At 64.1% G+C, this 26227-nt stretch carries 18 protein-coding genes and 1 pseudogene; 7 read left to right on the top strand and 12 right to left on the bottom strand.

The window, feature by feature from the left end; genetic code table 11:
* Positions 1 to 32 precede the first annotated feature (32 nt).
* Complete coding sequence (glnA, locus tag GGD40_RS20225) at positions 33 to 1448, bottom strand: type I glutamate--ammonia ligase (RefSeq protein ID WP_035546536.1); 1416 nt, start codon at positions 1446 to 1448, stop codon at positions 33 to 35.
* A 452-nt stretch (positions 1449 to 1900) separates the two neighbouring features.
* Here glnA and GGD40_RS20220 point away from each other — a divergent pair, with 452 nt between their 5' ends.
* The gene (locus GGD40_RS20220; protein WP_179744683.1) at positions 1901 to 2365 is read left to right on the top strand and encodes a rhodanese-like domain-containing protein; all 465 of its coding nucleotides are present in this window, start codon (positions 1901 to 1903) and stop codon (positions 2363 to 2365) included.
* A gap of 199 nt (positions 2366 to 2564) precedes the next feature.
* Here the strand turns inward: GGD40_RS20220 and GGD40_RS20215 are convergent, their stop codons facing one another.
* From GGD40_RS20215 to GGD40_RS20200, 4 genes are all read right to left on the bottom strand, one after another.
* Positions 2565 to 3410, bottom strand: coding sequence for a competence/damage-inducible protein A (locus GGD40_RS20215; RefSeq protein ID WP_179703803.1), 846 nt, complete (start codon positions 3408 to 3410; stop codon positions 2565 to 2567).
* Positions 3411 to 3440: 30 nt separating this feature from the next.
* Positions 3441 to 4274, bottom strand: a complete 834-nt coding sequence (locus GGD40_RS20210) for an EI24 domain-containing protein (RefSeq protein WP_179703802.1) — start codon at positions 4272 to 4274, stop codon at positions 3441 to 3443.
* A gap of 154 nt (positions 4275 to 4428) precedes the next feature.
* A complete protein-coding gene (locus GGD40_RS20205) occupies positions 4429 to 5436 on the bottom strand; it encodes a sterol desaturase family protein (protein WP_179744682.1) in 1008 nt (335 codons plus the stop codon).
* Positions 5437 to 5486: 50 nt separating this feature from the next.
* Positions 5487 to 6506 carry a YVTN family beta-propeller repeat protein gene (locus GGD40_RS20200; RefSeq protein ID WP_179703800.1) on the bottom strand — a complete coding sequence of 340 codons (1020 nt, stop codon included), beginning with the start codon at positions 6504 to 6506 and terminating at the stop codon, positions 5487 to 5489.
* A gap of 558 nt (positions 6507 to 7064) precedes the next feature.
* Between GGD40_RS20200 and GGD40_RS20195 the strand changes: the two genes are divergently transcribed.
* Complete coding sequence (locus tag GGD40_RS20195; RefSeq protein ID WP_179744681.1) at positions 7065 to 9563, top strand: YadA family autotransporter adhesin; 2499 nt, start codon at positions 7065 to 7067, stop codon at positions 9561 to 9563.
* Positions 9564 to 9592: 29 nt separating this feature from the next.
* On the opposite strand, the gene hrpA is transcribed toward GGD40_RS20195, so the two are convergent.
* Positions 9593 to 13930, bottom strand: coding sequence for an ATP-dependent RNA helicase HrpA (gene hrpA, locus GGD40_RS20190; protein ID WP_179744680.1), 4338 nt, complete (start codon positions 13928 to 13930; stop codon positions 9593 to 9595).
* A gap of 23 nt (positions 13931 to 13953) precedes the next feature.
* Here hrpA and argA point away from each other — a divergent pair, with 23 nt between their 5' ends.
* The 3 genes from argA to proP all read left to right on the top strand — a co-directional run bounded on the left by argA (position 13954) and on the right by proP (position 17885).
* The gene (argA, locus tag GGD40_RS20185) at positions 13954 to 15342 is read left to right on the top strand and encodes an amino-acid N-acetyltransferase (RefSeq protein ID WP_035546550.1); all 1389 of its coding nucleotides are present in this window, start codon (positions 13954 to 13956) and stop codon (positions 15340 to 15342) included.
* A gap of 67 nt (positions 15343 to 15409) precedes the next feature.
* A complete protein-coding gene (locus tag GGD40_RS20180) occupies positions 15410 to 15685 on the top strand; it encodes an oxidative damage protection protein (RefSeq protein WP_035546551.1) in 276 nt (91 codons plus the stop codon).
* Positions 15686 to 16382: 697 nt separating this feature from the next.
* Positions 16383 to 17885 carry a glycine betaine/L-proline transporter ProP gene (proP, locus tag GGD40_RS20175; RefSeq protein ID WP_257030528.1) on the top strand — a complete coding sequence of 501 codons (1503 nt, stop codon included), beginning with the start codon at positions 16383 to 16385 and terminating at the stop codon, positions 17883 to 17885.
* A gap of 58 nt (positions 17886 to 17943) precedes the next feature.
* Here the strand turns inward: proP and GGD40_RS20170 are convergent, their stop codons facing one another.
* From GGD40_RS20170 to GGD40_RS20145, 6 genes are all read right to left on the bottom strand, one after another.
* Positions 17944 to 18441, bottom strand: coding sequence for a metallophosphoesterase family protein (locus GGD40_RS20170; protein WP_179703796.1), 498 nt, complete (start codon positions 18439 to 18441; stop codon positions 17944 to 17946).
* Positions 18442 to 18471: 30 nt separating this feature from the next.
* Positions 18472 to 19047 carry a TMEM175 family protein gene (locus GGD40_RS20165; protein WP_179703795.1) on the bottom strand — a complete coding sequence of 192 codons (576 nt, stop codon included), beginning with the start codon at positions 19045 to 19047 and terminating at the stop codon, positions 18472 to 18474.
* 153 nt (positions 19048 to 19200) lie between these two features.
* A complete protein-coding gene (locus GGD40_RS20160) occupies positions 19201 to 20601 on the bottom strand; it encodes an FAD-containing oxidoreductase (protein ID WP_179744678.1) in 1401 nt (466 codons plus the stop codon).
* Between the two features lie 98 nt (positions 20602 to 20699).
* Positions 20700 to 20891, bottom strand: a complete 192-nt coding sequence (locus GGD40_RS20155; RefSeq protein ID WP_035546560.1) for a hypothetical protein — start codon at positions 20889 to 20891, stop codon at positions 20700 to 20702.
* Between the two features lie 169 nt (positions 20892 to 21060).
* Complete coding sequence (locus tag GGD40_RS20150; RefSeq protein WP_179744677.1) at positions 21061 to 23406, bottom strand: putative bifunctional diguanylate cyclase/phosphodiesterase; 2346 nt, start codon at positions 23404 to 23406, stop codon at positions 21061 to 21063.
* 247 nt (positions 23407 to 23653) lie between these two features.
* The gene (locus tag GGD40_RS20145; protein WP_179744676.1) at positions 23654 to 24469 is read right to left on the bottom strand and encodes an SH3 domain-containing protein; all 816 of its coding nucleotides are present in this window, start codon (positions 24467 to 24469) and stop codon (positions 23654 to 23656) included.
* Between the two features lie 300 nt (positions 24470 to 24769).
* Between GGD40_RS20145 and GGD40_RS20140 the strand changes: the two are divergent.
* A pseudogene (locus GGD40_RS20140) lies at positions 24770 to 24949 on the top strand (hypothetical protein); the annotation flags it as partial.
* 89 nt (positions 24950 to 25038) lie between these two features.
* Positions 25039 to 26145 carry an IS5 family transposase gene (locus tag GGD40_RS20135; RefSeq protein ID WP_373565298.1) on the top strand — a complete coding sequence of 369 codons (1107 nt, stop codon included), beginning with the start codon at positions 25039 to 25041 and terminating at the stop codon, positions 26143 to 26145.
* Positions 26146 to 26227: the final 82 nt, after the last annotated feature.

Genomic DNA, 26227 nt, shown 5'->3' with positions numbered 1-26227 from the left:
TCGCCGGGTGAAGGGCGAAGCGCCATGACCGCTTACAGCGAGTAGTACATTTCGAATTCGATCGGGTGCACCGACTGACGATAGCGTTGCAGCTCGCCCGTCTTCAGTTCGATGTACGCGTCGAGCATCGAGTCCGTGAACACGCCACCGCGCGTCAGGAATTCGCGGTCCGCGTCCAGCGCGTCGAGAGCCTGGTCGAGGCCGGCACACACGGTCGGGATCTTTGCATCCTCTTCCGGCGGCAGGTCGTACAGGTTCTTGTCGGCGGCTTCGCCCGGGTGAATCTTGTTCTGCACGCCGTCCAGACCCGCCATCATCAGCGCGGAGAAGCACAGGTACGGATTCGCCATCGGATCCGGGAAACGCGTTTCGATACGGCGACCCTTCGGGTTCGACACGTGCGGAATGCGGATCGATGCCGAACGGTTGCGAGCCGAGTAAGCCAGCTTGACCGGTGCTTCGAAGTGCGGCACGAGGCGCTTGTACGAGTTCGTCGACGGGTTCGTGATCGCGTTCAGCGCGCGAGCATGCTTGATGATGCCGCCGATGTAGAACAGCGCGAATTCCGACAGACCTGCGTAACCGTTGCCCGCGAACAGGTTCGCGCCGTCTTTCCAGATCGACTGGTGAACGTGCATGCCCGAACCGTTATCGCCAACCACCGGCTTCGGCATGAACGTTGCCGTCTTGCCGTACGTGTGCGCCACGTTGTGGATGATGTACTTCATTTGCTGCAGCCAGTCGGCGCGTTGCACCAGCGTCGAGAACTTCGTGCCGATTTCGTTCTGGCCTTGGCCCGCGACTTCGTGGTGATGCACTTCGACCGGAATGCCGATCTGTTCGAGCAGCAGACACATTTCCGAACGGATGTCCTGGAACGTGTCGACCGGAGCGACCGGGAAGTAGCCGCCCTTGGTGCCCGGACGGTGGCCGGTGTTGCCGCCTTCGAAGTCCATCGACGACGACCACGGTGCTTCTTCCGAACCGATCTTGACGAACGTGCCCGACTGGTCCGTGCCCCACTTGATCGAATCGAAAATGAAGAATTCGGGTTCCGGACCGAAGAAAGCCGTGTCGCCGAGGCCCGTGCTCTTCAGGTACGCTTCAGCGCGCTTGGCGAGCGAACGCGGGTCGCGTTCGTAGCCCTTGCCGTCAGCCGGTTCAACGACGTCGCAGGTCAGCACGAGGGTCGATTCTTCGTAGAACGGGTCGATGAAGGCCGTGTTCGCGTCCGGGATCAGCAACATGTCCGATGCTTCGATGCCCTTCCAGCCGGCAATCGACGAACCGTCAAACGCATGGCCGCTTTCGAACTTGTCTTCATCGAATGCCGACACCGGCACCGAAACGTGTTGCTCTTTGCCGCGCGTGTCGGTGAAACGGAAGTCGACAAACTTGACGTCTTCGTCTTTGACGAGTTGAATGACGTCGGCCACGGATTTACTCATAACCTATCTCCTGATTAACGAATTCGGCGGATTCAGCCGCCGCCCAATCTAGCTGACCCGCCCCGGCACGTCCACCCCTCTATCGGTGAGGAGGACCATAAGGAACTGCTGGAACAAATCGATCGGCACCAATAAAGCAGCTTCTGTGCCACCTATGCGCCAAGCCGGCGCAAAACCACACTGCACGCGCGTTTGCGGGGAATGGCCGCACCGCGCGATGAACCACGTTGAAATCTTCAGGCCAAACGACGCACCAAATTCGTGCATCCGACGAGCTGCATCCGACACCTCGGTTCATTTTGGTGCATGGACGATATTTTGCACCATGATTGCGCGCCGGCGACGGTTGAACGACGATCGTTCGTCAACACGCGCGCCTCTGGACTCGCTGCCCCTGCGCGCCGCACGCCGCGCGCTAGAATGATCATTTGGTCCGAAGGAGACAGACGCTCATGGCCACGCTCGAACAACTGTACGCGTTGGCGGATACCCGCCGCACCGACAACCAGTTGCCCTACGCCGGCGCGGCGTTGCCCGCCGAGGCGTTCGAACTGTTGCAACTCGATCCGCGCACGCGTCTCGTCGACGTGCGCACCCGCGCCGAACTCGACTGGGTCGGCCGCCCGGTGATCGGCGACGGACAGTACGCGCATGTGGAGTGGACCCGCTATCCGGGCGCGGTGCCGAATCAGGAGTTCCTTCAGCAACTGAGCCAGGTGGCGTCGTCCGATACGCCGGTACTGTTCCTGTGCCGCAGCGCCGCGCGCTCGAAGCTGGCCGCGATCGCCGCCACGCAAGCCGGCTTTACGAAGGCGTATGACCTGCTGGAAGGCTTCGAAGGCGACAAGGACGGCCAGGGGCATCGGAAGACGGTGTCGGGCTGGTGCTATCGGGGCTTGCCGTGGATCGGCGCGTGATGGCGGTGCGCTGCGCTCTTTGAGGGCACCGCGGGTCGTAGCGGGAACGGAGTCCCATCGTCGGCGCTGAATGTGACAGGCGGATGATTTGCCGGGGGCGCCGAGCGCCGGGCCACTCGCGAGCACAATTGAAAACGGGCGCCGTAGCGCCCGAATCGGGTCCAACATCAAACGTCAAACGTGAGGCCAGCCGCGCGTATCAATCGCGCGGTTTGGCCGCGGCCACCGCAGCAGCAGCCACCTCGGGCTCGACGATATCGCCGCCCAACAGATGCACCCCTTCCCGCAGTTTGACGAACGCCGCCGCCACCGCTTCCGGCTCGCCCTTCACCCCCAGATCGATATGATGCCGCGCGTACACGCCGCCGCGCTCCGCGTCGCCGATGCTCGGCAGACTGAACACCCGCACGCTCGGGAAATCGTGTTCGATTTTTTCCATCAGCGGCGTCAGACGCGACTCCGGCAACTCGAACACTAGAAGCGATTTTTCCGCATGCGGCATGGCGTGATGCAGATCCGCGTACTGCGTATCGAGCACCCATTCGATCATCGGCCAGGCCATCACCGGGAAGCCCGGCACGAAGTGGTGCTGGTTGATCGAAAAGCCGGGAATCTTGTTGTAGCCGTTCGGAATGATCGACGCGCCCTGCGGATATGTGCCCATATTCAACCGATGCCGGTTTTCGGGCGTTTCCAGATCGAGCGGCGCCGCCGCGTTCGCCGGATACATGTCGCGAATGCGCTCCTGAATCAGCGCGGCGGCTTCCGGATGCAGTTCGAGCGGCACGCCGAGCGCGGCCGCCGCGCATTGCCGCGTGTGATCGTCCGGCGTGGCGCCGATGCCGCCCGTCGAGAACACGATATCGCCCGACGCGAAGGTGCGTCGCAGCGTCGCGGTAATGCGCTCGGGATCGTCGCCGATATATTCCGCCCAGCCGAGCGACAATCCGCGCGCGCCCAGCAATTCGATGACCTTCGGCAGATGCTTGTCGACCCGTCTGCCCGACAGAATTTCATCGCCGATGATGATGACGCCAAATGCCATTGCCGCCTCTTTTGCCTAGTCAGTAATTCATCAATAAGTAACCGGCGCCACGTGCCGCACGCCGCCGTGCTCTTCCGCGCGCATGCGCTGCAGCGCGCGCAAACAGTAGTAGCCGAACCACAGCGCCGAAAACACGAGGATGAACGCGTAGATCCAGATCGTCACCGCGGTGATCACCGGAAACAGCACGATCAGCCACACCGACGACGCCCACAGCAAAGTGGGCAGCGAACCGAGCAGGCCGCTGGCCACGCCGATCAGTAGCAGCGGCAAGCGGAAGCGCCGCACCAGCGCGCGCCGCTCGTCGCGGGTGGCATGCAGCGCGAGCGCGTCGTAACTCATCACACGATAGGTCAGCCAGCCCCACAGCAGCGGCGGAATCAGCGCGAAGAACGGCGGCACCAGCCACAGCGGCAGCGTGACGATCAGCAGCACCAGACAGACCAGCGTGGTCCACAACGCCTGGCCGAGGCTACCGTACCACGTTCCGCCGCGGCGCATTTCGAGCCCCGCGAATTGCCGCGCCGCGAGAAAGCGGATGACGGACGGCATCGACAGCGTGGCGATCAGCAGCAGCACGGTGACGACGATCAGCGGAATCGCCATCGCGATCACGATAAACGGCGCGACCGCCGTATGCAGCGCCGAAAAGCCGAGCCAGTCGAACAGCCGGTACAGCGTGAGCGTGAACGACCAGCTATCGAGCCAGCCGCGCGTGGCGCCGATCAGCGTCTGCCACGAGAACCACAGCGTCACGCCCCAGCCGACCGTTGCCGCGAAAAACGGCATGAAGGTCAGCCAGAGCATGCGCGGGTGGAGCGCGCTTGCCAGCGCGCGCCCGAACGAGCGCAACAGATCATTCATGCGAGCCAGTGCCGGTGAACATAACGATGGAATAAGGAAAGCCGCGCGCCGCGCCCAAAGCTTTTTGCCTTCGGGTTCGGGGCGTGCGAAAACCTGAACAGGATAAACCACGTGACACGCCGCCGGGGAACCGGCGGCGCAAAGGAAGAGAGACTCAAACGGCGCTGGCGTCGCTGCCCGCGCCGCGTTCGCCGCCGCGTTTCGACGCGAGGCGTCGGGCAATCCGCACGAACGCGAGCCCGTGCTGCGCCCAGAAGCCGTCGCCGTAGCGGCGGCCTTGCAGTTGATCGCTGATGCCGGTCGGCTCCATCACGCGGCTCCAGGAGGCGCTGCGAAACAGCATGTCCCACCACGGAAACAGCACGCCGAAGTTGCAGCCGTACTTCAGCCCTTCATGCCCGTAGCCGATTGCATGATGGCGGCGATGGAAAGTCGGGCTGACCAGCAGGCGCTCGCCGAGCCAGCCGAAGTACAGGCGGATGTTCGCGTGCTGCACGCTCTGCGCAAGATTGGTGATCGCGACCAGCACGACGAATTGCGACGGCGGCACGCCGATCACCAGCGCGATCACGGCAAAGAACGACGCCTGCAGCAGATCGTCGAGCAGATGGTTGCGGTCGTCGGACCACAGCGACATCTGCTGCTGGCTGTGATGCACCGCGTGCAGTTCCCACCACACGCCGATGCGGTGTTCCCAGCGGTGATACCAGTAACCGGCGAAATCGAGCACCAGCAGATACATCACGAACGTGACGAGCGGCTGCGTGGTGACGCCGGGCCACAGATTGTCGAACTCGAGATTCGCGATGTTGTGCAGCCGCAGCCATGCCTGCACGTTGTCGAACAAAGGCTGCAGCGCGAAGAAGAAAAACAGGTTGAGAATCCCGAGCTTGGCGATCCACGTGTAAATCACGTCGACGCGCACCGCGCGGCGGTTCTCCCACCGCTCCACCGGACGCAGTGCTTCCAGCGGGCGCAGCACCGCGTACATGGCCAGCACTTCCAGCACGCCGACGATCACCCAGTAGAGGCTGTCGTAGGTGTCTTCGTCATAGCCCATCAGGTCGAAGCGGAACAGCAGCGGCTGCACCACGTCGACGTACAGCAACGTCTGCACGGCGGAGACGAAGCTGTCGAGTGAAGAAACGATCAGATAGAACATGGTGCTGGCCTCGCGACCTTATCCGTCATTGCGCGCCTGGCCGACAGGCGTCAAGCGCCGTTCGGCGCCGTGACCGGTGCGCGATTGTAGAAATAGATACCGTGCGGCGAACGGCCGACGGCGATCGTCTGGATCAGCTTGCGGGTAGTCAGGTCGATGATGCCGACGTGCTTCGCGAAGCGGAATGTGACCCACAGATAGCGTTTGTCGGCGGTCAGTTCCATGTCGTCCGGTCCCGGCATCAGACCGGTGATGTCGCCGACGTTGGTGAGCGTGTCTTCGTCGATGATGCTGATCGTACTCGCCACCCGGTTGGACACCGCGACGTGCTTGCCGTCGGCAAGCGAGCGGAAGTTGTGCGCGCCCTTGCCGGTCTGGATGGTCTTGACGATCTTCTGGTTGCGCCAGTCGACTACCGCGACGTAATCCGAGCCCGTCATGCCGATCAGCAGATATTTTTCGCCCGGCGTCATCCACAGGCCGGCCGGCACCTTGCCGACTTTCATCTTCCACTTGACGGTTTGCGTGGCCAGATCGATTGCGGCCAGCTCGCCCGACACCTGCAGCGTGACGAACACCGTCTTGCTGTCGTTCGTGAACGCCATGTGGCTCGGCATGACCGCGAGCGGCAGCCGCGAGGCCAGCGTCATCTGGTTCTTCTGGCCGTCGTAGTGATAGATGTCGAGCCGGTCCAGACGCAGGCCGGTGGTGACCAGCCACTTGCGGTCAGGCGAAAAACCGATCTGGTAAGGATCTTCAATGTTCTCGACCCAGCGCTGCACCTGACCCGTTTTCGGGTCGACGAACATCAGATTGTTGGACACCGAATTCGCGACGATCAACGACGAATTGTCCGGCGTGGCCATCAGATGGTGCGGTTCCTTGCCGGTCGGCACCGTGCCGACGACCTGGTGCGTGGCTTCGTCGATCAGGCTGAGCGTGGCTTCGCCGGAGTTGAGCACGATCACGTTGTTTGCGTGCGCCGCGGGAGAGAAAAAACCTGTTGCCGCGACCACTGCCGCGCCCGCCAGGACCGTGCCGGTCAAGCCGGAGAAGGAAAAATTGCGCATGAAAACTCACTTCGGGAGAACGTTCGTCATTGTAGAACGTTTACTGTGATGCAAGGTTGACATGGGTCGAGCGTTGGATGGTTTGGCACGTTGCGGCGCTGAAAGGCGCGACGCATTCGCGCTGCGGACTTCGAAATACCGTAGGGCTATCGTCGGGATATTTCTTATTTCCTCCCAAAATGACACGTCATCGACCGTGACAACTTAAATTCAGCAGAAGCGAATTGCGGATTATTAGCCAAAATCACCACCGCCCCAGCCTTCCTTCTTAATCAATTTCCCCGAAATAAGAATTCAAAAAACATCGCCAGCTAAGCGGAATTTTATTTTCGGATTTGTCCCATCACGGCTTTGGGCCAATAGAATCCACAATAACAACAGTTCGAAGCCCACACCCTTACGGCAAAGGTACGCCCCGACTTCCGTTCGCGCGAAACCCACACCCTTTCGCATGGTTTTATCTTGCAGGCGATGAAATTTCGCCCACTCCATTAAATAGTGAATTAAACCGGATTGTCGCCCCTCATTTTCTTTCTAATATCTGGATCCCGGAGAAACATGATTAAATTGATTGAATCAACATCGAAAGACGATGCCGATATCGCGGCCGGATTAATGCAGCGCGTCCAGTTTAAAATCGGCACGGCTGTCGCGGCCCGATTGACGCTGTCAGGCGCCGCGCTGCTCGGCGGCATGACTTGCGCGCAAGCCGCCCTGCCCTGGGATAAGGCGGAGCATTATCTCGACGTCGACGCACCCGCCACGGGCGCGGACAACGCCGCCGCGGCCGGTGAGAACGCGGTGGCCGTCGGCCCGAACGCCCGGGCGGGCGCAACCGCATCGATCGCGGTCGGCGACCGGGCCAGCACGAGCAACCCCGGTGCGATCGCCATCGGCTACCTGGCCAGCGCGGCCGGCTGGCAAAGCATGGCGCTCGGCGCCAATGCGAACGCAACGGGCGGTGCAGCCGTGTCGTTGGGCCCCTACTCGGTGGCCGGCGCGGAAGAAACCACGTCGGTCGGTTACGCGGCACGCGCTACCCGCAATGCCGCATCGGTCTTCGGCAGCAATGCCGAGGCTAACGGCATGGGCAGCACCGCGTTCGGCGCCTATGCACTCGCCACCCAAGAAGCCGACGTCGCGTTCGGTTTTCACGCAAGCGCGAGCGGCGGCGCCAGCATCGCGACGGGTCCGAGGTCGCGGGCGGCCGGTGCGCAAAGTATTGCAGTCGGCGCAGGCACGGTCGCCACCGCCGACCAGGCCGTCGCGTTCGGCGCCGGCGCTTTCGTCTCGGAAGCCAACAGCGTCGCGCTGGGCGCCGCCTCGATCGCGGCGCCGCTGGGCGGGCTCGCTTACGTTCCCGCCGGCGCGGACGCCGCGGCCATCCAGGCTGTCAATGCGGTGGGCCAGGTCGCCATTGGCGCCGCGGGGAGCGAGCGTCGTCTTACTCACGTCGCGGCCGGCGCCAACGAGACGGATGCGGTCAACGTCAGCCAGTTGAAGGCGGTGAACGACCGAGTCACGGCCGCCGCAAACAGCGCCACGCCGCGCTACTTCAGCGCCACCGGCACCGACACCGGCGATGCCGAACCGCGCGCGACAGGCAACGCCGCACTCGCCATCGGCGTCGGCGCGATCTCCGACGCCGATGGCACCGTTGCGATGGGTCGCCGTGCGCTCGCGAGCAATCCGGGCTCGATTGCCATCGGCGACTTCGCTACGTCGACCGGCACCAACGCGAGCGCGATTGGCGCCGGCGCGCTCGCGAGCGGCGCCGATGCCTTCGCGTTGGGCACGTGGGCCCGCGCCGCCGGTTCGGAGGCAGTCGCGATCGGCGGGTCCTCGGCGGCAACCGGCACGCAAAGCACCGCGATCGGCGCGGCGGCCGGGGCGACCGCCGACCAGTCGGCGGCGTTCGGCTTCGGCGCCTTTGTCACGGAGGCGAACAGCGTCGCGCTCGGTGCCGCCTCGGTCGCGGCGCCGCTGGGCGGGCTCGCTTACGTTCCGCCCGGCGCGGACGCCTCCGTCATCCGAGGGTTCAGTGCGGTCGGGCAGGTGTCGATCGGCTCAGCGGGCAACGAGCGCCGCCTCACCCATGTCGCCGCCGGCGCGAACGATACCGACGCGGTCAACGTGAGCCAGTTGAAGGCGCTGCAGACCCGGATCGACGGCAGCGCGGCGGCGCTCGACAGCGCGCTCTCCTACGCGCGAAATGCCGACGGCAGCGTCGACCGGCATAACGTGACGCTCGGCGGCGATCCGGCCGCGAACGGCACGCTGATTCACAACGTGGCAAACGGTGTCGAGTCGAGCGATGCGGTCAACCTCGGGCAGTTGAACGCGGCCATCAGCGGCGCGGTCAGCAACGTCGCCGTGAACGGCGCGGGCGCCAATCCGCTGTTCGGCGCGGCGGGCGATCCGACCGCAAGCGCCCTGGCATCGGGCACGCTGTCGGTGGCGGCCGGTGCGAGCGCGCAAGCGGCGGGAACTGGCGCGGTGGCCGTCGGCGCAACGGCGAACGCCACCGGCAGCAACGCCGCCGCGCTGGGCGTGAATTCGAGCGCGAGCGGCAGCAACGCGATCGCCCTCGGCGCAACGGCGAACGCGAGTGCGGATAACTCGGTGGCTTTGGGTCAGGGCTCAGTGGCCGACCGGGCCGGCACCGTGTCGATAGGTGCGGCCGGGCAGGAGCGGCAGATCGCCAACGTCGCGGCTGGCGTGCAAGGCACGGACGCGGTCAACGTCAACCAGTTGCAGCAGAGCATGGGCGGCGCGGTCAGTCAGGCCAACAGCTATACCGACGACCAGATCCGCTCCGCCCGCCGCGACGCCTACGGCGGCACGGCGGCCGCGCTCGCCGTGGCAGGCCTGCCGCAAGCGGTGCTGCCGGGACGCGGCATGGTGGCGATGGCCGGCGGCACTTACGGCGGACAGTCGGCGATCGCGATCGGCGTGTCGCAACTGTCGCCAACCGGCAAGTGGGTCTACAAGGTGCAAGGCACGACAGACTCGCGCGGGCAAATCGGCGCGTCGCTCGGCGCGGGCATGCATTGGTGAGTGGAGCAGGGTCGCCCCCGCGCCACCGCTTACCGCTGCATCGACTCCCACACCTTATAAAGCCGCTTCACCGAGACCGGCATCGGCGTACGCAACTCCTGGGCGAACAGCGAAATCCGCAGTTCCTCCAGCAGCCAGCGAAACTCCGACAAGCGCGTATCCAGCACCCCACCGCGTTGCGCCACCGCGCGCTGGTAGTTCTGCAACAGCGGCTGAAACTCGGCGAACTGCCGTGCGTCGCGTGCGGGGTCCGCTCGCAGCTTGTCGATACGCAGCACGATGCCCTTCAGATAGCGCGGAAAGTGCGCCAACTGCGAATACGGCGTGTCGACCACGAAGCGCTTGCCGATCAACGCATCGAGCTGATTCTGAATGTCGGCATGCGCGGCCGTGAAGGTGCGAGCCTGCATCAGCTTCTTCGTCACCGTCGCGTATTCGGTGAGAATCTGCCCCACCAGGCGGGCGATCTCCTGCGCCAGCAAGGTCAGTCGGCTACGGCCTTCGTCGCGGCGCGTGTGGAACGACAGATCGTCGGCGGGCAGCGGGTCTTGCAGACACGCGCGGTCCAGCGCGGTATCGATCAATTGATCGCGCAACTCTTCCTGCGTGCCGCGCGGCATGAACTGCATCGCCATTTCGCGCAAGCCCGGCAGGTTCTTTTCCAGATACTTGATCGGTTCCTTCAACTGCAAGCCGAACAGTCGACGCAAACCCGCACGATGAATCCGCGCGGCCTCTTCCGGCGAGTCGAACACTTCGACGTCGCAATGCGTGCCACGATCCACCAGCGCCGGGTAGCCGAACAACGTCTGGCCGCCGCGACGAATTTCGAGCAACTCGGGAAGCTTGCCGAAATTCCACGTGGTCAGTTTTTCGTACAGCGCAGTGCCGGCCGTGCCGCCTTGCGCGGTTTGCACGGTTTGCACGGTTTGCGACAAAGCAGCGCCAGACCCACCCTTGCCGCCGCGTTGCGCCGCGGCGCCCGCGTTTGCTGCCGCACCGGACTCCGCACCCTGCGCACCCTGCGAACCTCGAGCACCGGCCTGCGCGGCCGCCGCGACGCTGCCGCCGCCCGCATCCGCCAGCGCCACGCCTGCCGCGCTGGACGCGATCTTCTGGAAATGCTGCTGCGCCTGGCTGCCCAACTCCGAGCGCAATTGCGCCATGTTGCGGCCCATCGCGAGCTGACGGCCGTGTTCGTCGACGACCTTGAAGTTCATGAACAGATGCGCCGGCAAGGTCTCGAGCTTGAAGTCGGCCTGCTTCATCGCGATCTGCTTCTGCTCGCGAACATCGGCGATCAGCGACTCAAGCAAGCCGCCCGCGCCGTAACGCGGCCCGCTATGCCGGTCGACGAAACCCGCCGCGTACTCCGGCAACGGCACGCAGTGGCGTCGCAATTTCTGCGGCAAGGACTTCAGCAGCAGTTGCGCCTTCTCTTTCAGCATGCCCGGCACGAGCCACTCGCAGCGTCGCGCGTCGACCTGATTCAGCGCATACAGCGGCACGGCGAGCGTCACGCCGTCGCGCGGCGAACCCGGTTCGAAGTGATACGTCAACGCCATCTCGACGCCCGACATCGTCATTCGCTTCGGGAACAGATCGGTCGTGACGCCGGCCGCCTCGTGACGCATCAGATCGTCGCGCGACAGGTACAGCAGGCGCAGTTTGTCTTCGGTCTGGCCGGCCGCTTTCAGCTCGTCGCGATACCAGCGCTCGAACGCCGCGCCGGTGTGGATGCCCTGCGGCACCGCCTGATCGTAGAAGCCGAAAATCAGCTCGTCGTCGACCAGCACGTCCTGCCGGCGCGACTTATGTTCGAGTTGCTCGATGTCGGCGAGCAGTTTGCGGTTGTGCGCGAAGAACGCGAGCTTCGTGTCGAACTCGCCTTCCACCAGCGCGCCGCGAATGAACAGCTCACGCGCACGCGCCGGGTCCTGTTGGCCGAAGCTCACGCGGCGGCGGTGATAGATCGGCAGGCCGTACAGCATGGCCCGCTCGAACGCCGACACCTGCGCCGCGCGCTTCTCCCAATGCGGCTCGGACAGCGACTTCTTCAACAGATGTGCGCCGATCCGCTCGATCCACTCCGGCTCGATCTTCGCGATACAGCGCGCGTACAGCCGGCTCGTCTCGACCAGTTCGGCAGCCATCGCCCACTTGCCCGCCTTCTTCACCAGCGCCGAGCCCGGCCACAAATAAAACTTGATGCCGCGCGCGCCGAGGTAATACGGTTCGTCGTCGGCTTTCAAGCCGATGTTGCCCAGCAGACCGGTCAACAGCGCGAGATGAATCTGCTCGAAGGTCGCTTCGGCCTCGTTCAAACGCCAGCCGTGTTCGCGCACCACCGTCAGCAGTTGCGAGTGCACGTCGCGCCATTCGCGCAGACGCATTTGCGACAGGAAGTTCTTGCGGCATTCCTCGTGCAACTGCTTGTTCGACTTCTTGTGCGTGATTGCTTCTTCGAACCAGTTCCAGATTTTTAGCCACTGGAGGAATTCGGAGCGCTCGTCGGCGAAACGGCGATGCGCCTGGTCGGCCTGCTCCTGCGCTTCGATCGGCCGGTCGCGCGGGTCCTGCACGGACAACGCGCTGGCGATGATCAGTACTTCCTTCAACGCCTGCTGATCGCGCGCCGCCAGAATCATCCGGCCGACGCGCGGATCGAGCGGCAGGCGCGCGAGTTCGCGGCCGAGCGGCGTGAGCTGGTTGTCGTCGTCGACCGCGCCGAGTTCATTGAGCAACTGATAACCGTCGGCCACCGCGCGGCCCGGCGGCGGCTCGATGAACGGAAACGTTTCGATCGCGGTCAGGTGCAGCGATTTCATCCGCAGAATCACGGACGCCAGCGACGAACGCAGAATCTCCGGATCGGTGAAACGCACGCGGCCCTGAAAATCGCTTTCTTCGTACAGACGGATGCAGATACCGTCGGCGACCCGGCCGCAACGCCCCGCCCGTTGGTTCGCGGCGGCTTGCGAAATCGATTCCACCTGCAACTGCTCGACCTTGTTGCGGTACGAATAGCGTTTCACGCGCGCGAGGCCGGTGTCGACCACGTAGCGAATGCCCGGCACGGTCAGCGAGGTTTCGGCAACGTTAGTGGCCAGCACGATGCGGCGCGTGTTCGAAATGCGGAACACGCGTTCCTGTTCGGCGGCGGAGAGTCGCGCGAACAGCGGCAGAATTTCCGTGTGCGGCGGATGGTGTTTGCGCAGCGCTTCGGCGGCGTCGCGAATTTCGCGCTCACCGGGCAGGAACACCAGCACGTCGCCGGGGCCTTCGCGGCACAACTCGTCGACGGCGTCGACGATCGCGTCCATCAGATCGCGGTCGGCTTCGCGCTGGGTTTTCGGACGATCGGGGCGCTCGCGCCCAGCTGCCGGCGAACCCGCAGCGCTCCTCGTCCCCTCTGCGGCCTTCACCGCCGGACTGTCTTCGACGACCGGACGGTAACGCACGTCGACCGGATACAGACGGCCGCTCACTTCGATCACCGGCGCGGGTTTTTCGTCGCTGCCGAAATGGCGCGCGAAACGATCGGCGTCGATCGTCGCCGAGGTCACGATCAGCTTCAGATCGGGACGCTTGACGAGAATTTCCTTCAGATAGCCGAGCAGAAAATCGATGTTCAGGCTGCGCTCGTGCGCTTCGTCGATGATCAGCGTGTCGTAGGCCTTGAGCAGCGGATCGGTCTGCGTTTCGGCGAGCAGAATGCCGTCGGTCATCAGTTTGACCGACGCGCCCGGCGACAGATTGTCGGTAAAGCGCACCTTGTAGCCGACCACTTCGCCGAACGGCGTGCCGAGTTCTTCGGCGATCCGGCGGCCGGTGGCCGAGGCGGCGATCCGGCGCGGCTGCGTATGGCCGATCAGACCGGTGCCGCCCGCGCCGAGGCCGCGCCCCAGCGCGAGGCAGATTTTCGGCAGTTGGGTGGTTTTACCGGAGCCGGTTTCACCGCAGACGATCACGACCTGGTTTTCCGCGATCGCTTTGGCGATCTCCTCGCGACGGCCGGAAACCGGCAGCGCTTCGGGGAAGGTGATCGGTGGAATCGGATTCGGTTCGACGACACGCGGCGGGCGAGGGGCGCGCGGTTCACGGCGCGGCTGGTCGCTTCGGCCTTCACCGCGTTTCGGCTGATTCGGCGCCTGCGCGCCACTCGCACCAGCCTCACGCAGCGGATTTTTTTTCTGCGCGTGCGGCTGCGCGCCCTGCTCCGGACGACGCGTTTCGCGCGCCTTTTGCGGCGTGTTTCGGTTGGCGTCCTGCGCAGGACGGCGCCCGGCGTCGCCGGTGTTCAACTGATCGGCGGCCGGCGCCGGATTCTCGTTCGCCGCAGCGGGACTTTTGGGTACATTCGACATGGGGGCGCATTATAATCCCCGGCATGAATTCCCAAACCGACCTCGTCCCCGCGCCCGCGAGCGTTCCGGCCCCCGCCGGAGCAACGGAAAACCTCGCCCAGCATGCGCAATTCGTCGACTGGATGCGCTCAGTCGCCCCTTACATCCATGCATTCCGTAACAAGACCTTTGTCGTCGGCTTTGGCGGCGAGGTGGTGCATCAGGGGCTCCTGAATGCGCTCGTGTCCGATATCGCACTGTTGCAGGCCATGGGTATCCAGATCGTTCTGGTGCATGGCTCGCGACCGCAGGTCGAAGAGCAGATGAGCCTGCACGGCGTCGAATCCGAGTTTTCGCACGGCATGCGCATTACAGATGCCCGCGCGCTCGAGTCCGCGAAAGAAGCGGCCGGCGAAGTGCGTCTGGATATCGAGGCAGCGATCAGCCAAGGTTTGCCGAACACGCCCATGGCGCACGCGCACATCAGCGTGGTGTCGGGCAACTTCGTGACGGCGCGGCCGGTCGGCATTCTCGACGGCGTCGACTTCGCCCACACCGGCGTGGTGCGCAAGATCGACGCGGATTCGATTCGCCATTCGCTGGCGAGCCGCAAGCTGGTGCTGTTGTCGCCGCTCGGCTTCTCGCCCACCGGTGAGGCGTTCAATCTGTCCATGGAAGACGTGGCCTCGGCGGCGGCCATCGCGCTGCGCGCCGACAAGATCGTGTTCCTGACCGAAACGCCGGGCCTGATGGAAGAAGGCGAAGAAGGTCCCGAACTGGTTCGCGAACTGTCGCTCGACGACGCCTACAAGCTGCACGAAAGCGGCGAAGTCACCGGCGACGCGGGCTTCTACCTGAAGCACTCGATTCGTGCCTGCCGCGGCGGCGTGGCGCGGGCGCACATCATCCCCTACGCGCTCGACGGCAGCCTGCTGCTCGAACTGTTCCTGCACGACGGCGTCGGCACGATGATCTCGTACGAGAACCTCGAAAGCCTGCGTGAAGCCACGCCGGACGACGTCGGCGGGATTCTCGCGCTGATCGATCCGCTCGAATCGGACGGCACGCTGGTGCGGCGCGGCCGCCATCAGATCGAACGCGACATCGACCATTTCTCGGTCATCGAGCACGATGGCGTGCTGTTCGGCTGCGCGGCGCTGTATCCGTACACGCAGGAGCGCATCGGCGAAATGGCGTGCCTGACGGTCGCCCCCGAAGCGCAAGGCACCGGCGACGGCGAACGGCTGTTGAAACGCATCGAGCAGCGCGCGCGGGCGCGCGGCCTCACGCGTATTTTCGTGCTCACCACGCGCACCGAACACTGGTTCCTCAAGCGCGGCTTCGTCAAGGCAACGGTCGACGACCTGCCGGAAGATCGCCGCCGACTTTATAACTGGCAGCGCAAATCGCTCGTGCTGATGAAACAGCTCTGAGCAGCGCCGCGATCAGGCGACTGCCCGCCCCCCCACATCGATAACAGGATTCAAGGAGAAGCACAGCATGACTCGTATGGTTCAATGCGCGAAGCTCGGCAAAGAAGCCGAAGGCCTCGATTTCCCGCCGCTGCCCGGCGAACTCGGCAAGCGGATCTACGAAAGCATTTCGAAGGAAGCCTGGCAGGCGTGGTTGAAGCAGCAAACCATGCTGATCAACGAAAACCGCCTGAACATGGCCGATCCGCGCGCACGCCAATATCTGATGAAGCAGACCGAAAAGTTCTTCTTCGGCGAAGGCGCGGATACCGCGCAAGGGTATGTGCCGCCAACGGCGGAGTAAGCGACGCGCTTGCGCGCTGCAAAAAAGGTCTTAAAGCAGCCCGTGACGCCTGCAAAAATCCGCGCCGCGTGCGCGGATTTTTTTCGCCCAAAATTCTCCAAACGGTCCATTTCTGGGCCACTTTTAAGCCGCTTTTACATACCGTTTCAATTCGCCCAATCCCCCGCCCTGCAAGGGATTGAGCAGGCCCACCAAGGCTTGCACCGAGCCTTGGGTTTGCGCGATCCTCTGTCATCGTGCTAACATGTGCGTCGTTCCAACTGCATTTCACCTTCATTCGCGTTCTTTTCAACATGGCTTGCCGTGCGAGTTTCGCGCCTGTTTTTGGGCACACGCAGACCTGAATCGAACAGTTTTTATACAAGAAGGCTCGTCGGTCGCTTCCCCGCCTCATGTCACTCAGTGAGCGGTGAATTCACACCGGCCTTTTTCGTTTCAAGCCTTCCAGCGGCGCGTGGGCCAGCTTCCAGCCACCCCAGCGTCCTCATGTACCTGCCCCCCTTCCACGGCCACGCAGGTGCAACAGCAAGCACAATCTAGACGAGTGTTTTTTCGCGAGATGTCTCGCGAGGCACGGGCGTTTTCGTTTTGGCGCCCATTGCGCTCCTTCGCCGGCTCCGGCGACGGCGCGCCGCCTTCGCTTTGGCTCGCGAAACTGCACTTCCCCAGCACCCGTGGCGGAACGTTCATGCGCATCATGAGTTTCGTCGCAGTCATTGGAGTTTTTACCTTGACCGCTTCCAGCAACGGCTTCTGGCGACATCACAAAGAAGAACAACGCCTCTCTCTCGACGACATCACCGTCGTCGACCAATCTCTCCTCAAGCGGGCCGTCGGCGCCATGGCGCTCGGCAACGCGATGGAATGGTTCGATTTCGGCGTGTACAGCTACATCGCCGTCACGCTCGGCAAAGTGTTCTTCCCGTCGGCGAGTCCGGCCGCGCAATTGATCGCCACGTTCGGCACGTTCGCCGCGGCGTTCCTCGTGCGGCCCGTGGGCGGTATGGTGTTCGGGCCGCTGGGCGACCGGATCGGCCGGCAACGCGTGCTGGCCATGACCATGATCATGATGGCGGTCGGCACCTTCGCGATCGGCCTGATTCCGAGCTACGGGACGATCGGCATCTTCGCACCGATGCTGCTGCTGGTCGCGCGCCTGGTGCAGGGCTTCTCGACCGGCGGCGAATACGGCGGCGCGGCCACCTTCATCGCCGAATTCTCGACGGACAAGCGCCGCGGCTTCATGGGCAGCTTTCTCGAGTTCGGCACGCTGATCGGTTACGTGCTCGGCGCGGGCACGGTCGCCGTGCTGACCGCGACGCTCTCGCACGACGCGCTGCTCTCGTGGGGCTGGCGTGTGCCGTTCCTGATCGCCGGTCCGTTGGGTCTGGTGGGTCTGTATATCCGGATGAAGCTCGAAGAAACGCCCGCGTTCAAGAAGCAGGCCGAGCAACGCGAAGCCGAAGACAAAGCGGTGCCGAAGCAGTCGTTCGGCCAGTTACTCGCGCAACAGTGGAAGCCGCTGCTGCTGTGCGTCGGCCTGGTGCTGATTTTCAACGTCACCGATTACATGGCGCTGTCGTATCTGCCGAGCTATCTGTCGGCCACGCTGCACTTCGACGAAACGCACGGCCTGTTCCTCGTGCTGCTCGTGATGGTGCTGATGATGCCGATGACGCTCGCCGCCGGCCGCCTGTCCGACACGATCGGCCGCAAGCCGGTCATGCTGTTCGGTTGCGTGGGTCTGTTCGCGCTGTCGATCCCCGCGCTGCTGCTGATCCGTATGGGCACGGTGCTGCCGGTGTTCAGCGGGCTGATGATTCTCGGCGTGCTGCTGTCGTGCTTTACCGGCGTGATGCCGTCGGCGCTGCCGGCGCTGTTTCCGACCAAAATCCGTTATGGCGCGCTGGCGATCGGCTTCAATATTTCGGTGTCGCTGTTTGGCGGCACGACGCCGCTGGTGACCGCGTGGCTGGTCAACAGCACCGGCAATCTGATGATGCCCGCGTACTACCTGATGGGCGCGTCGCTGATCGGTATCGTGTCGGTGCTCGCACTGCGTGAAACGGCGCGCAAGCCGTTGCTGGGCTCGGGTCCGTGTGTGGCGACGCGTGCGGAAGCGCATGCGGTGCTGCGCGGCGAGCGTGAAGCGGCGGAGATGGATGAAGGCTATGCGGCGGCGGCAACGGCGCGTGCCTGATTGATTGGTTGATTGAAAATCGCACGAAGCGGGCCGACAGACATGTCGGCCCGTTTTTTTATGTCAGCAGCAAATCGAACGTAGCGCTGGCGTGCGCGCCGTCCACCAGCAAGATGCCGGCGGAAATCGGCAGCTTGAAACGCCGTGGGCCTGCGCTGCCCGGATTGACGAACAGCACGCCGTCACGCTCGCTGATCGACGGTTTGTGCGAGTGGCCGGTCACCACCACGCCGATGCCTTCGCTGCGCGGGTCGGCGGGTACGTCAGCGATATCGTGCACGACGAGGATCGTCACCTGGTGGACAGTTAGCTTTGCGTGCGTCGGCAGCGACGCGGCCCAGTCGCCCGTGTCGTTGTTCCCGCGCACGGCGGTGACGGGCGCGATTTGCGTCAGCGCGTCGAGCACGGCCTGATTGCAGATGTCGCCCGCGTGGATGATGGCATCGCAACCCTTGAGATAGGGCAACGCCTCCGGACGTACGAGGTTGTGCGTGTCGGAGATCAAGCCGATACGAGCGACCGCGGATGCTACGAGGTTGAGTGTGGCTGAAGACATGATTGATCCCTCAAGCGCCACCGCGCCGCCCTACGCTTCCAGCACGTGTTCAATGCGCCGGTCCGGCACCAGCCACCAGGCAGCCGCGAGCGTATACATCGCCACCGAACCCCACGGCACGACAAAAGCCAGCACGATCCCCGCCAGATAGATCACCACCGAGACCTTGCCCTTGAAGTCGTTGCCGACCGCCTTGGCGATGGTCGAGTCCACGCCATGCTCGCGGATCAGCACGCGAGTCAGAATGAAATACGCGATCGCCGACATGAACAGCACGACGCCATACATCGCGGTGGGCCAGGAGGCCAGATGGTTTTCGCCGACCCAATGCGTGACGGCCGGTAGCAGCGACAGCCAGAACAACAGATGCAGGTTGGCCCACAGCACCGCGCCATTGACCTTCTGCACGGTATGGAACAGATGATGGTGATTGTTCCAGTAGATGCCGACGTAGATGAAACTCAACACGTACGCGCAAAACACCGGCACCACGGGACGCAGCGCGGCCAGATCGAAACCATCCGGCACCTTCAATTCGAGCACCATGATCGTGATGATGATGGCGATTACGCCATCGCTGAAGGCTTCGATTCGTCCTTTGCCCATCGCTCGGTTCCTGATGATGAATGCGGTTGGGCGCACAACCCGCCGGTGTGTGTGACCCGTCACCGGCGGCCCGCGCCGAGGGCGATTATGTGCGATGGGGGAAGGCTTTGTCGAATGCCCCGCCTGCCACGCCGACGCTCGCCCTCACCCCACTCACTCCATCGCCTTCAACCCATCCAGCAAAGTCGGCACCAGCTCGCTCACCGTCGGATGCACATGCATCGCGAACTGCAACGTCGGATACGCCGCCCCCGCCGTCATGATGTCGATAAACGTGTGAATCGCCTCATCGCCTTCAATTCCGTGTATCGCCGCGCCGAGAATCTGCTTGCTGTGCGCGTCGACCATCACCTTCATGAAGCCAGCCGTCTCGCCGCGTTCACGCGCGCGGCCTACTCGCGACATCGGCATCGTGGCGATCAACGCCGCGCGCCCATCCTTGCGCACCTCCGCCTCCGACATCCCCACCCGCGCCAGCGGCGGGTCGACGAACACCGCATACGCCATGATGCGCGTGTCGACGCTGCGCGAACCCCCATCGATCAGATTGGCCGCGACGATCTGAAAATCGTCATACGACGTATGGGTGAACGCACCACGGCCGTTGACATCGCCGATTGCCCAGACGCCCGGCACCGTGGTGCGCAGTTGTCCGTCGACGGGAATCGTGCCGTGCTTATCCACGGCAATGCCCGCGGCGGCAAGCCCCAGGTCGTCGGTATTCGGCTCGCGCCCGGTCGCGAACAGCAAGTGCGACGCCTCCAGCGCGGGCACGTTCTGCTCGAAGCCGATACACACGTCGTTCTCGCGATGCGGATGCGGCTCGACCCGCGAAGGCTGCACGCCGAAGCGGAACTCCACGCCTTCCCGGTCGAGCACCTTGCGCACCGACTCGGCAAAGTCGGCATCCTCGCGCGTCAGCACGCGTTCGCCACGCACGAGCACCGTCACCCGGCTGCCGAAGCGCCGGAAGATCTGCGCGAATTCGAGCGCGATATAGCTGCCGCCGACAATCACCAGATGTTCCGGCAATTCCGTCAGTTCAAGCAGATTGGAGTTGGTGTAGTAGCGAATCCGCTCGAGTCCTTCGAGCGGCGGCACGACGGCGCGTGTGCCGGTGTTGATGAAGATTTCGTCGGCGCTGAGTTCGTCGATCACCGCGCCGTCCGGCCCGCTGATGGACAGCGTATGGGCGCCGCTAAAACGCGCGTGGCCGTTGAACACCGTGACGTTGTCCGCGCCGCGCAGCCATTTCTCGACGCCGTCGCGCGACTGGCCGATGATGCGGTCCTTGCGCGCCTTGACGGCCGCCAGATCGACGCTGACCGTCCCGCTCACCTGCACGCCCAGTTCTGCGGCATGACGCGCCACGTGCGCCGCGCGGGCGCTGGCCACATAAGATTTGGTCGGCGTACAGCCGACGTTCACGCAGGTCCCGCCAAAGGCGCCCCGCTCGATCACCGCCGTTTTGCGGCCGCTTTCACCGAGGCGTACGGCCAGCGGCGAACCGCCTTGTCCCGTACCGATCACGACCGCGTCGAAGTGCTGTGGCATGGCAACGCTCCAGGGGCTTGAGTGCAGGTCGTAGCATCTTACCCTCGGCGCTTCAGGTTGCCTGTGCTGGGTGCTCTTTCACCCGTCTATCCGCGTGCTCAAGCCTCGCAATGGGCCGCGGCGCAAATCAGCCGGCGCGAGCGTTGCAACGCCGCCTGCGCACCGCGCGCCGCCACGACCCAACCGACCTGGCCGAGATTGAAGTCCTGCGACACCATCACCTGCATGAGCGCGACCATCGGCAGAACCACCGACGGCCGGTAAAGCTGATCTCTGATCAAAGCTGGCATGACAACTCCCATCGCCCGGCGCCGCTTCGACGCCCTGCACCATTTACGTTTCGATGGGTGAATTGTAGGGAGACCGCGCCTCCGGATAAATACCAGGAAAGCGAAGTCAGTTGTTTGCCAAACAGAACAATCGGCTTCAGTGCGGCTTCAGTACGGCTTCAATGCGGCTTTAACGCGTATGAATCGCACCCCGGACCGCGCCGTCGATCATGCCCAACTGCGCATCGCCCAGCCCGCGGGCATAGGCGCTCGCGCCCACGGGCCGGCTGTACAGATAGCCCTGCTGCTTGTCGCAATTGATCGACCGCAGAAACGCCGCCTGTTCGACGGTTTCGACGCCTTCGGCGGTCACGTTCATGCCGAGCGAATGCGCCATGGCCACCACCGCCTGCGTGATCGCGATCGAATCGCGATGATCCGGCAAGCCGGCGACGAACGACCGGTCGATTTTCAGGTTATGCAGCGGGAACCGCTTCAGATACGACAGCGACGAGTAGCCGGTGCCGAAATCGTCGACGGAAATCCGCACGCCCATGCCGCTCAGCGTGCGTAAGATCGGCAGCACGGTGTCGCTGTCATGCATCAGCAGCCGTTCGGTGATCTCCAGCTCCAGCGCCGCCGGTTCGAGCCCGGAGCGCGCGAGACAGCGCTCGATCCGCTCCAGCAGGCTATCGTTGAACTGCCGGGGCGACAGGTTCACCGCGACGATCAACTCGGGCGCCAGCGTCTGCCGCCACTGCGCGGCCTGTTCGCAAGCGCGCGCCAGCACCCATTCGCCGATCTCGGCGATCAGGCCCGAATCTTCCGCGACCGGAATGAATTCGACCGGCGAGACGTTGCCCAGCTCGCTGTTGTACCAGCGCAGCAAGGCTTCCGCGCCGATCGTGCGGCCGTCCTGACTATCGACGATCGGCTGATACACGAGGCTCAGCTCGTTGCCGGCGAGCGCGCGCCGCAACGCCTGCTCGATCACGAAGCGGCGTTGCAGATGCTGATTGAGCTCGGCGGTAAAAAACTGGAAGTTGTTCCGGCCGCGCTGCTTCGCGTGGTACATCGCCGAATCGGCGTTGCGCATCAGCGTGGCGACGTCCTGGCCGTCTTCGGGAAACAGGCTGATGCCGATCGATGCCCCCAGGTAGTACTCGGTGTCCGCCACCGCGAACGGCAGCGCGATCATGTCGAGAATGCGACGCGCGAGGCCGATCAGATGCGCGGAGTTTTCGTACGCGCTGACCAGGATCACGAACTCGTCGCCGCCCACGCGCGCGAGCGTGTCGTCGCGGCCGATACAGGCCGACAGCCGTTCCGCGACACTGCACAGTAAGGCGTCGCCGGCTTCGTGGCCGGCGGTGTCGTTGACCTTCTTGAAGCTGTCCAGGTCGACGAACAGCACGGCGACGCTCGCCAGTTCCGGCATGCCGGGCGCCGAGCCCGGCTTGAACAGGTCGCGCATCCGCTCGGTCAGATAGGCGCGGTTATAGAGACCAGTCAGCGAATCGCGAGTGGCGAGAAACTTGAGCTGTCGTTGCGCCTCGCGCACCGGCCCGATGTCGGTAAATGAAATCAGCACCGAGGCCGCCACGGTGTCGCCCGGCTTGAAGATCGGCACGACGTTTTCGGTGAGCCACACGACGTTGCCGTCGATCAATTCCAGACCGATCGTGACGCCCAGCATCGGCTCGCCGCTTGCCAGTACGCGCACGGTCGGGCGTTCGGCCTCGGTCACGAGCGCGCCGTCTTCGTGATAGGCGCGCTTCATGACGCTCTGGATGCTGCGCCCGACGAGTTGCGAGGTCGTGCGCAACATGCGCTGCGCGCTCGGATTGCAGGCCAGCACGACACCCTCGCGCGACTGCACGACGATCCCTTCGATCAGATGATCGACCACCAGCCGGTGATGTTCTTCGCTTTGTTCGAGACGTTGCGAGATGGCGTCCTGCTGAACGGCCAGACCGACGCTGCGGCTGATGTCGCGCAGCACGGTTTCTTCTTCGGCGGTCGGCCGGCGCCGCGTGCGGTGATACACCGCGAACGCGCCGAGCACGACGCCGGCGTCGTTGTCGAACGGCACCGACCAGCAGGCGCGCAGGCCGAGCGGCAACGCCAGGTGCCGGTAATCCGCCCACAGCGGATCGGTTTCGATATCGTCGACGGCGACGAGGCGCCGTTCGTACATCGCGGTGCCGCAGGAGCCCACCTGCGGGCCGATCACGATGCCGTCGAGCGCGGCGCTGTAGTGCGCCGGCAGCGAAGGGGCGCCCCCCACCCTGACATGCACGCCGTCGGGGTCGAGCAGCAGGATCGAGCACAACGCGCCGCCGCCGAGCAACGCTTCCGCGTGACGGCAGACTTCGTCGAGCAGTTCGGGCAGCGGCGTATTGCGCGAGATCAGCCGCAACACGCTGCGCTCCGACGCCAGCATCTCCTCGGCCAGTTCCGGCCGATAGTGCGTGTTGTCCGGCGTGCTCTCAGGCGTGGTTTCCGCCGCGCTACCAGATGTCGCTTCACAAGTCATATGTGCGCTCCCCCCAATCCAACATCGGCAGCTTAGTGTACGCGGCGCACCGGGGTTTACGCGAGTCTGTCGCGATTTAATCGCGACGCATGAAATTTGACTTGATTTGTCGGCGGACGGATCGGTTATGGGTGGTGCTTGCCGCGTTGCGTGGACCGAGGTGTCGGTGTCGGTCGTTGTCGCAGGTTTTCTGGTTGAGCGGGCGCGTCGAGACCTGGCGTTCCGGTCGCGAGCGCCGCTCCCGCGTTCAGTGCTGATCGGGTGGACGGCCACCGCCGTTGCCGCCGCCCTGTGGCCTGCCTCCACCGCCTTGCGGAGGACCGCCTTGAGGACGGCCACCCGCATTGCCCTGAGGCCCGCCTGGACGGCCGGCACCTCCATTCCCGGGCGGCGGGCCGCCCGGTCGACCACCACCCGCATTCCCCGGCGGCGGTCCACCCGGTCGACCTCCTCCCGCATTCCCCGGCGGCGGGCCACCTGGACGACCACCCCCCGCATTCCCCGGCGGCGGTCCACCCGGTCGACCACCACCCGCATTCCCCGGCGGCGGTCCACCCGGTCGACCACCACCTACATTCCCCGGCGGCGGACCGCCCGGTCGACCACCGCCCGGCGGCCGTCCCGCACCGGGTCGCGGCGGAGGCGGCGGCGGATGATGCGCCCAGCGCGACTGCTGCCCATACCACGGCCGGCCGCGATAATAATTCCCCCAGTAAGCGCCGATCGAAAACGTCACGATCGGCAAGCCGATCACCGTGCCGTAGTTCATCACCGGCACGTTGCCGCCCTGGTACGGATAAGTGAGGCGTCCCGCATATACCCAACCGCGCAGGTTCGGCGCGGCGACATCGCACCACTGATAGTTGCTGAGACAGCCCATCACCGTCAGCGGAACGCCGCCGGGCAACTGCGTGACGATCGGGTAATCCGACGCGGGACCGGCGCGCACATTGACCGTGCTGCTCGTATAAGCCTGCGACTGCGCGTGAGCCCCCGCGGACACAGCGAGCAAACCGGCCGCTGCATAAAGACATCGAAAACGTCGAACGAGGTGTTGTTTCATTCTGCCTCCCGTTGCCTGCTGTTTTTCCCGTTTCTCAACGGCCGCGCTCCGACTGCCGGCCTGCCTGCGCAGGTGATGAAGACCGTGGCAGCCCCACACCCCCGTCCGCTGCTCCGTGAGTTGCACGGCGCATGCCTGAAAGCGTTCCGTCAACGCGCGGCCCCAAGCCTGTCGAGCCTTCGCATTCGTCACGATAAGCCTTCGCATTCGTCTCGACCGGCAAGATTTCGTAATCACCCACCCGAACTCACGCGTTGTTCCGGCGTCCGGGTCGCGGCGACTCGACCGATCATCGACGGCATGAAAAAGCCATGCACTGCCGGGACCGCCATGAAGAACCTTCGCCCTTGCCTGATCGCCGCGCTGATGCTCGTCAGCCTGTCCGCGCACGCGACAAGCTTCAATTGCAACAAGGGACGCTCGCTCACGGAGCGAATGATTTGCAACGACCCCGCGCTCTCGACGCTCGACGACACCCTAGCAGGCTGTTGAATTTTGGTCCCGTGTAAGCGGGGTTTGAGGGACGGGCGTTATGGATATCGTGTTCATGATCTTTGGCAGCGGATGCGATGCGCGGAATGGATGAGATGCAGGAAACCCTGTTCACGACGGTCAAGCTGGAGGACTTCGTCCCGGCAGATCACCCGTTGCGACCGATCCGGGTGCTGGTGAATGATGCGTTGAAACGGCTCAACGGGCTGTTCAGCGTCATCTACGCGGACACTGGCCGTGCCTCGATTGCACCTGAGAAGCTGATGCGAGCGCTGCTGTTGCAGGTGTTCTACTCGGTGCGCAGCGAGCGCATGCTGATGGAGCAGATGCGCTACAACCTGCTGTTCCGCTGGTTCGTCGGGCTGGCGATTGAGGACGCCGTGTGGGACCACTCGGTGTTCTCGAAGAACCGAGACCGGTTGCTGGAGCATGAAGTCGTGGAAGCGTTCTTCACCGAAGTCATGAGCCTGGCGGACAAACGGGGCTTGTTGTCGAGGGACCATTTCTCGGTGGACGGCACGCTGATTCAGGCGTGGGCCAGTCACAAGAGCTTCCGCCGCAAGGACGGCCCGGAGGATGGTCCGCCCGCCGGCGGTGGCCGCAACGCCGATACTGACTGGAGAGGCGAGCGACGTAGCAATGCCACGCACGAGTCGACTACTGATCCGGAGGCGCGATTGTTCAAGAAGAGCCACAAAAGCCCGGCCATCCTGTGCTACCACGGGCACATCCTGATGGAGAATCGCTCAGGGCTGGTGGTCGGTGCCGTGGTTAGTCACGCGGATGGTTTCGCCGAGCGGGCCAGCGCGTTGCGATTGCTCGATTGCGTGCCAGGCGCTCATGCGAAGACAGTCGGTGCCGACAAGGCGTATGACACCCGTGACTTCGTGAACGATTGCCGCGCTCGCAACGTGACACCGCATGTCGCGCGCAACGATGAGCGTTCGGGCGGCAGCGCAATCGACGGGCGCACTTCGCGGCATGCGGGCTACCGGACCAGTCAGATCATCCGCAAGCGTATCGAGGAGCACTTCGGCTGGGGTAAAACCGTCGGTCGGATCCGGCAGACGGTCTATCGCGGCATCCGGCGAGTCGACCAGCACTTCAAGCTGACGATGGTTGCGAGCAATCTGACCCGCATGGCGCGAATGCCAGGTGTGGTGCCGCAAGGAGCGACGCGATGAGCCGCCACGGCATGGCGAATGCACGGCGCGCCGCCTGCGCGCACGCGCATTGCCTACAAAAACCACCGTGCGAACCCGCAAT

The sequence above is a fragment of the Paraburkholderia bryophila genome (genome assembly GCF_013409255.1).
Taxonomy (GTDB): domain Bacteria; phylum Pseudomonadota; class Gammaproteobacteria; order Burkholderiales; family Burkholderiaceae; genus Paraburkholderia.
Note: the sequence above shows the minus strand (reverse complement) of the source record. Positions and strands in the feature narration are given on the sequence as shown.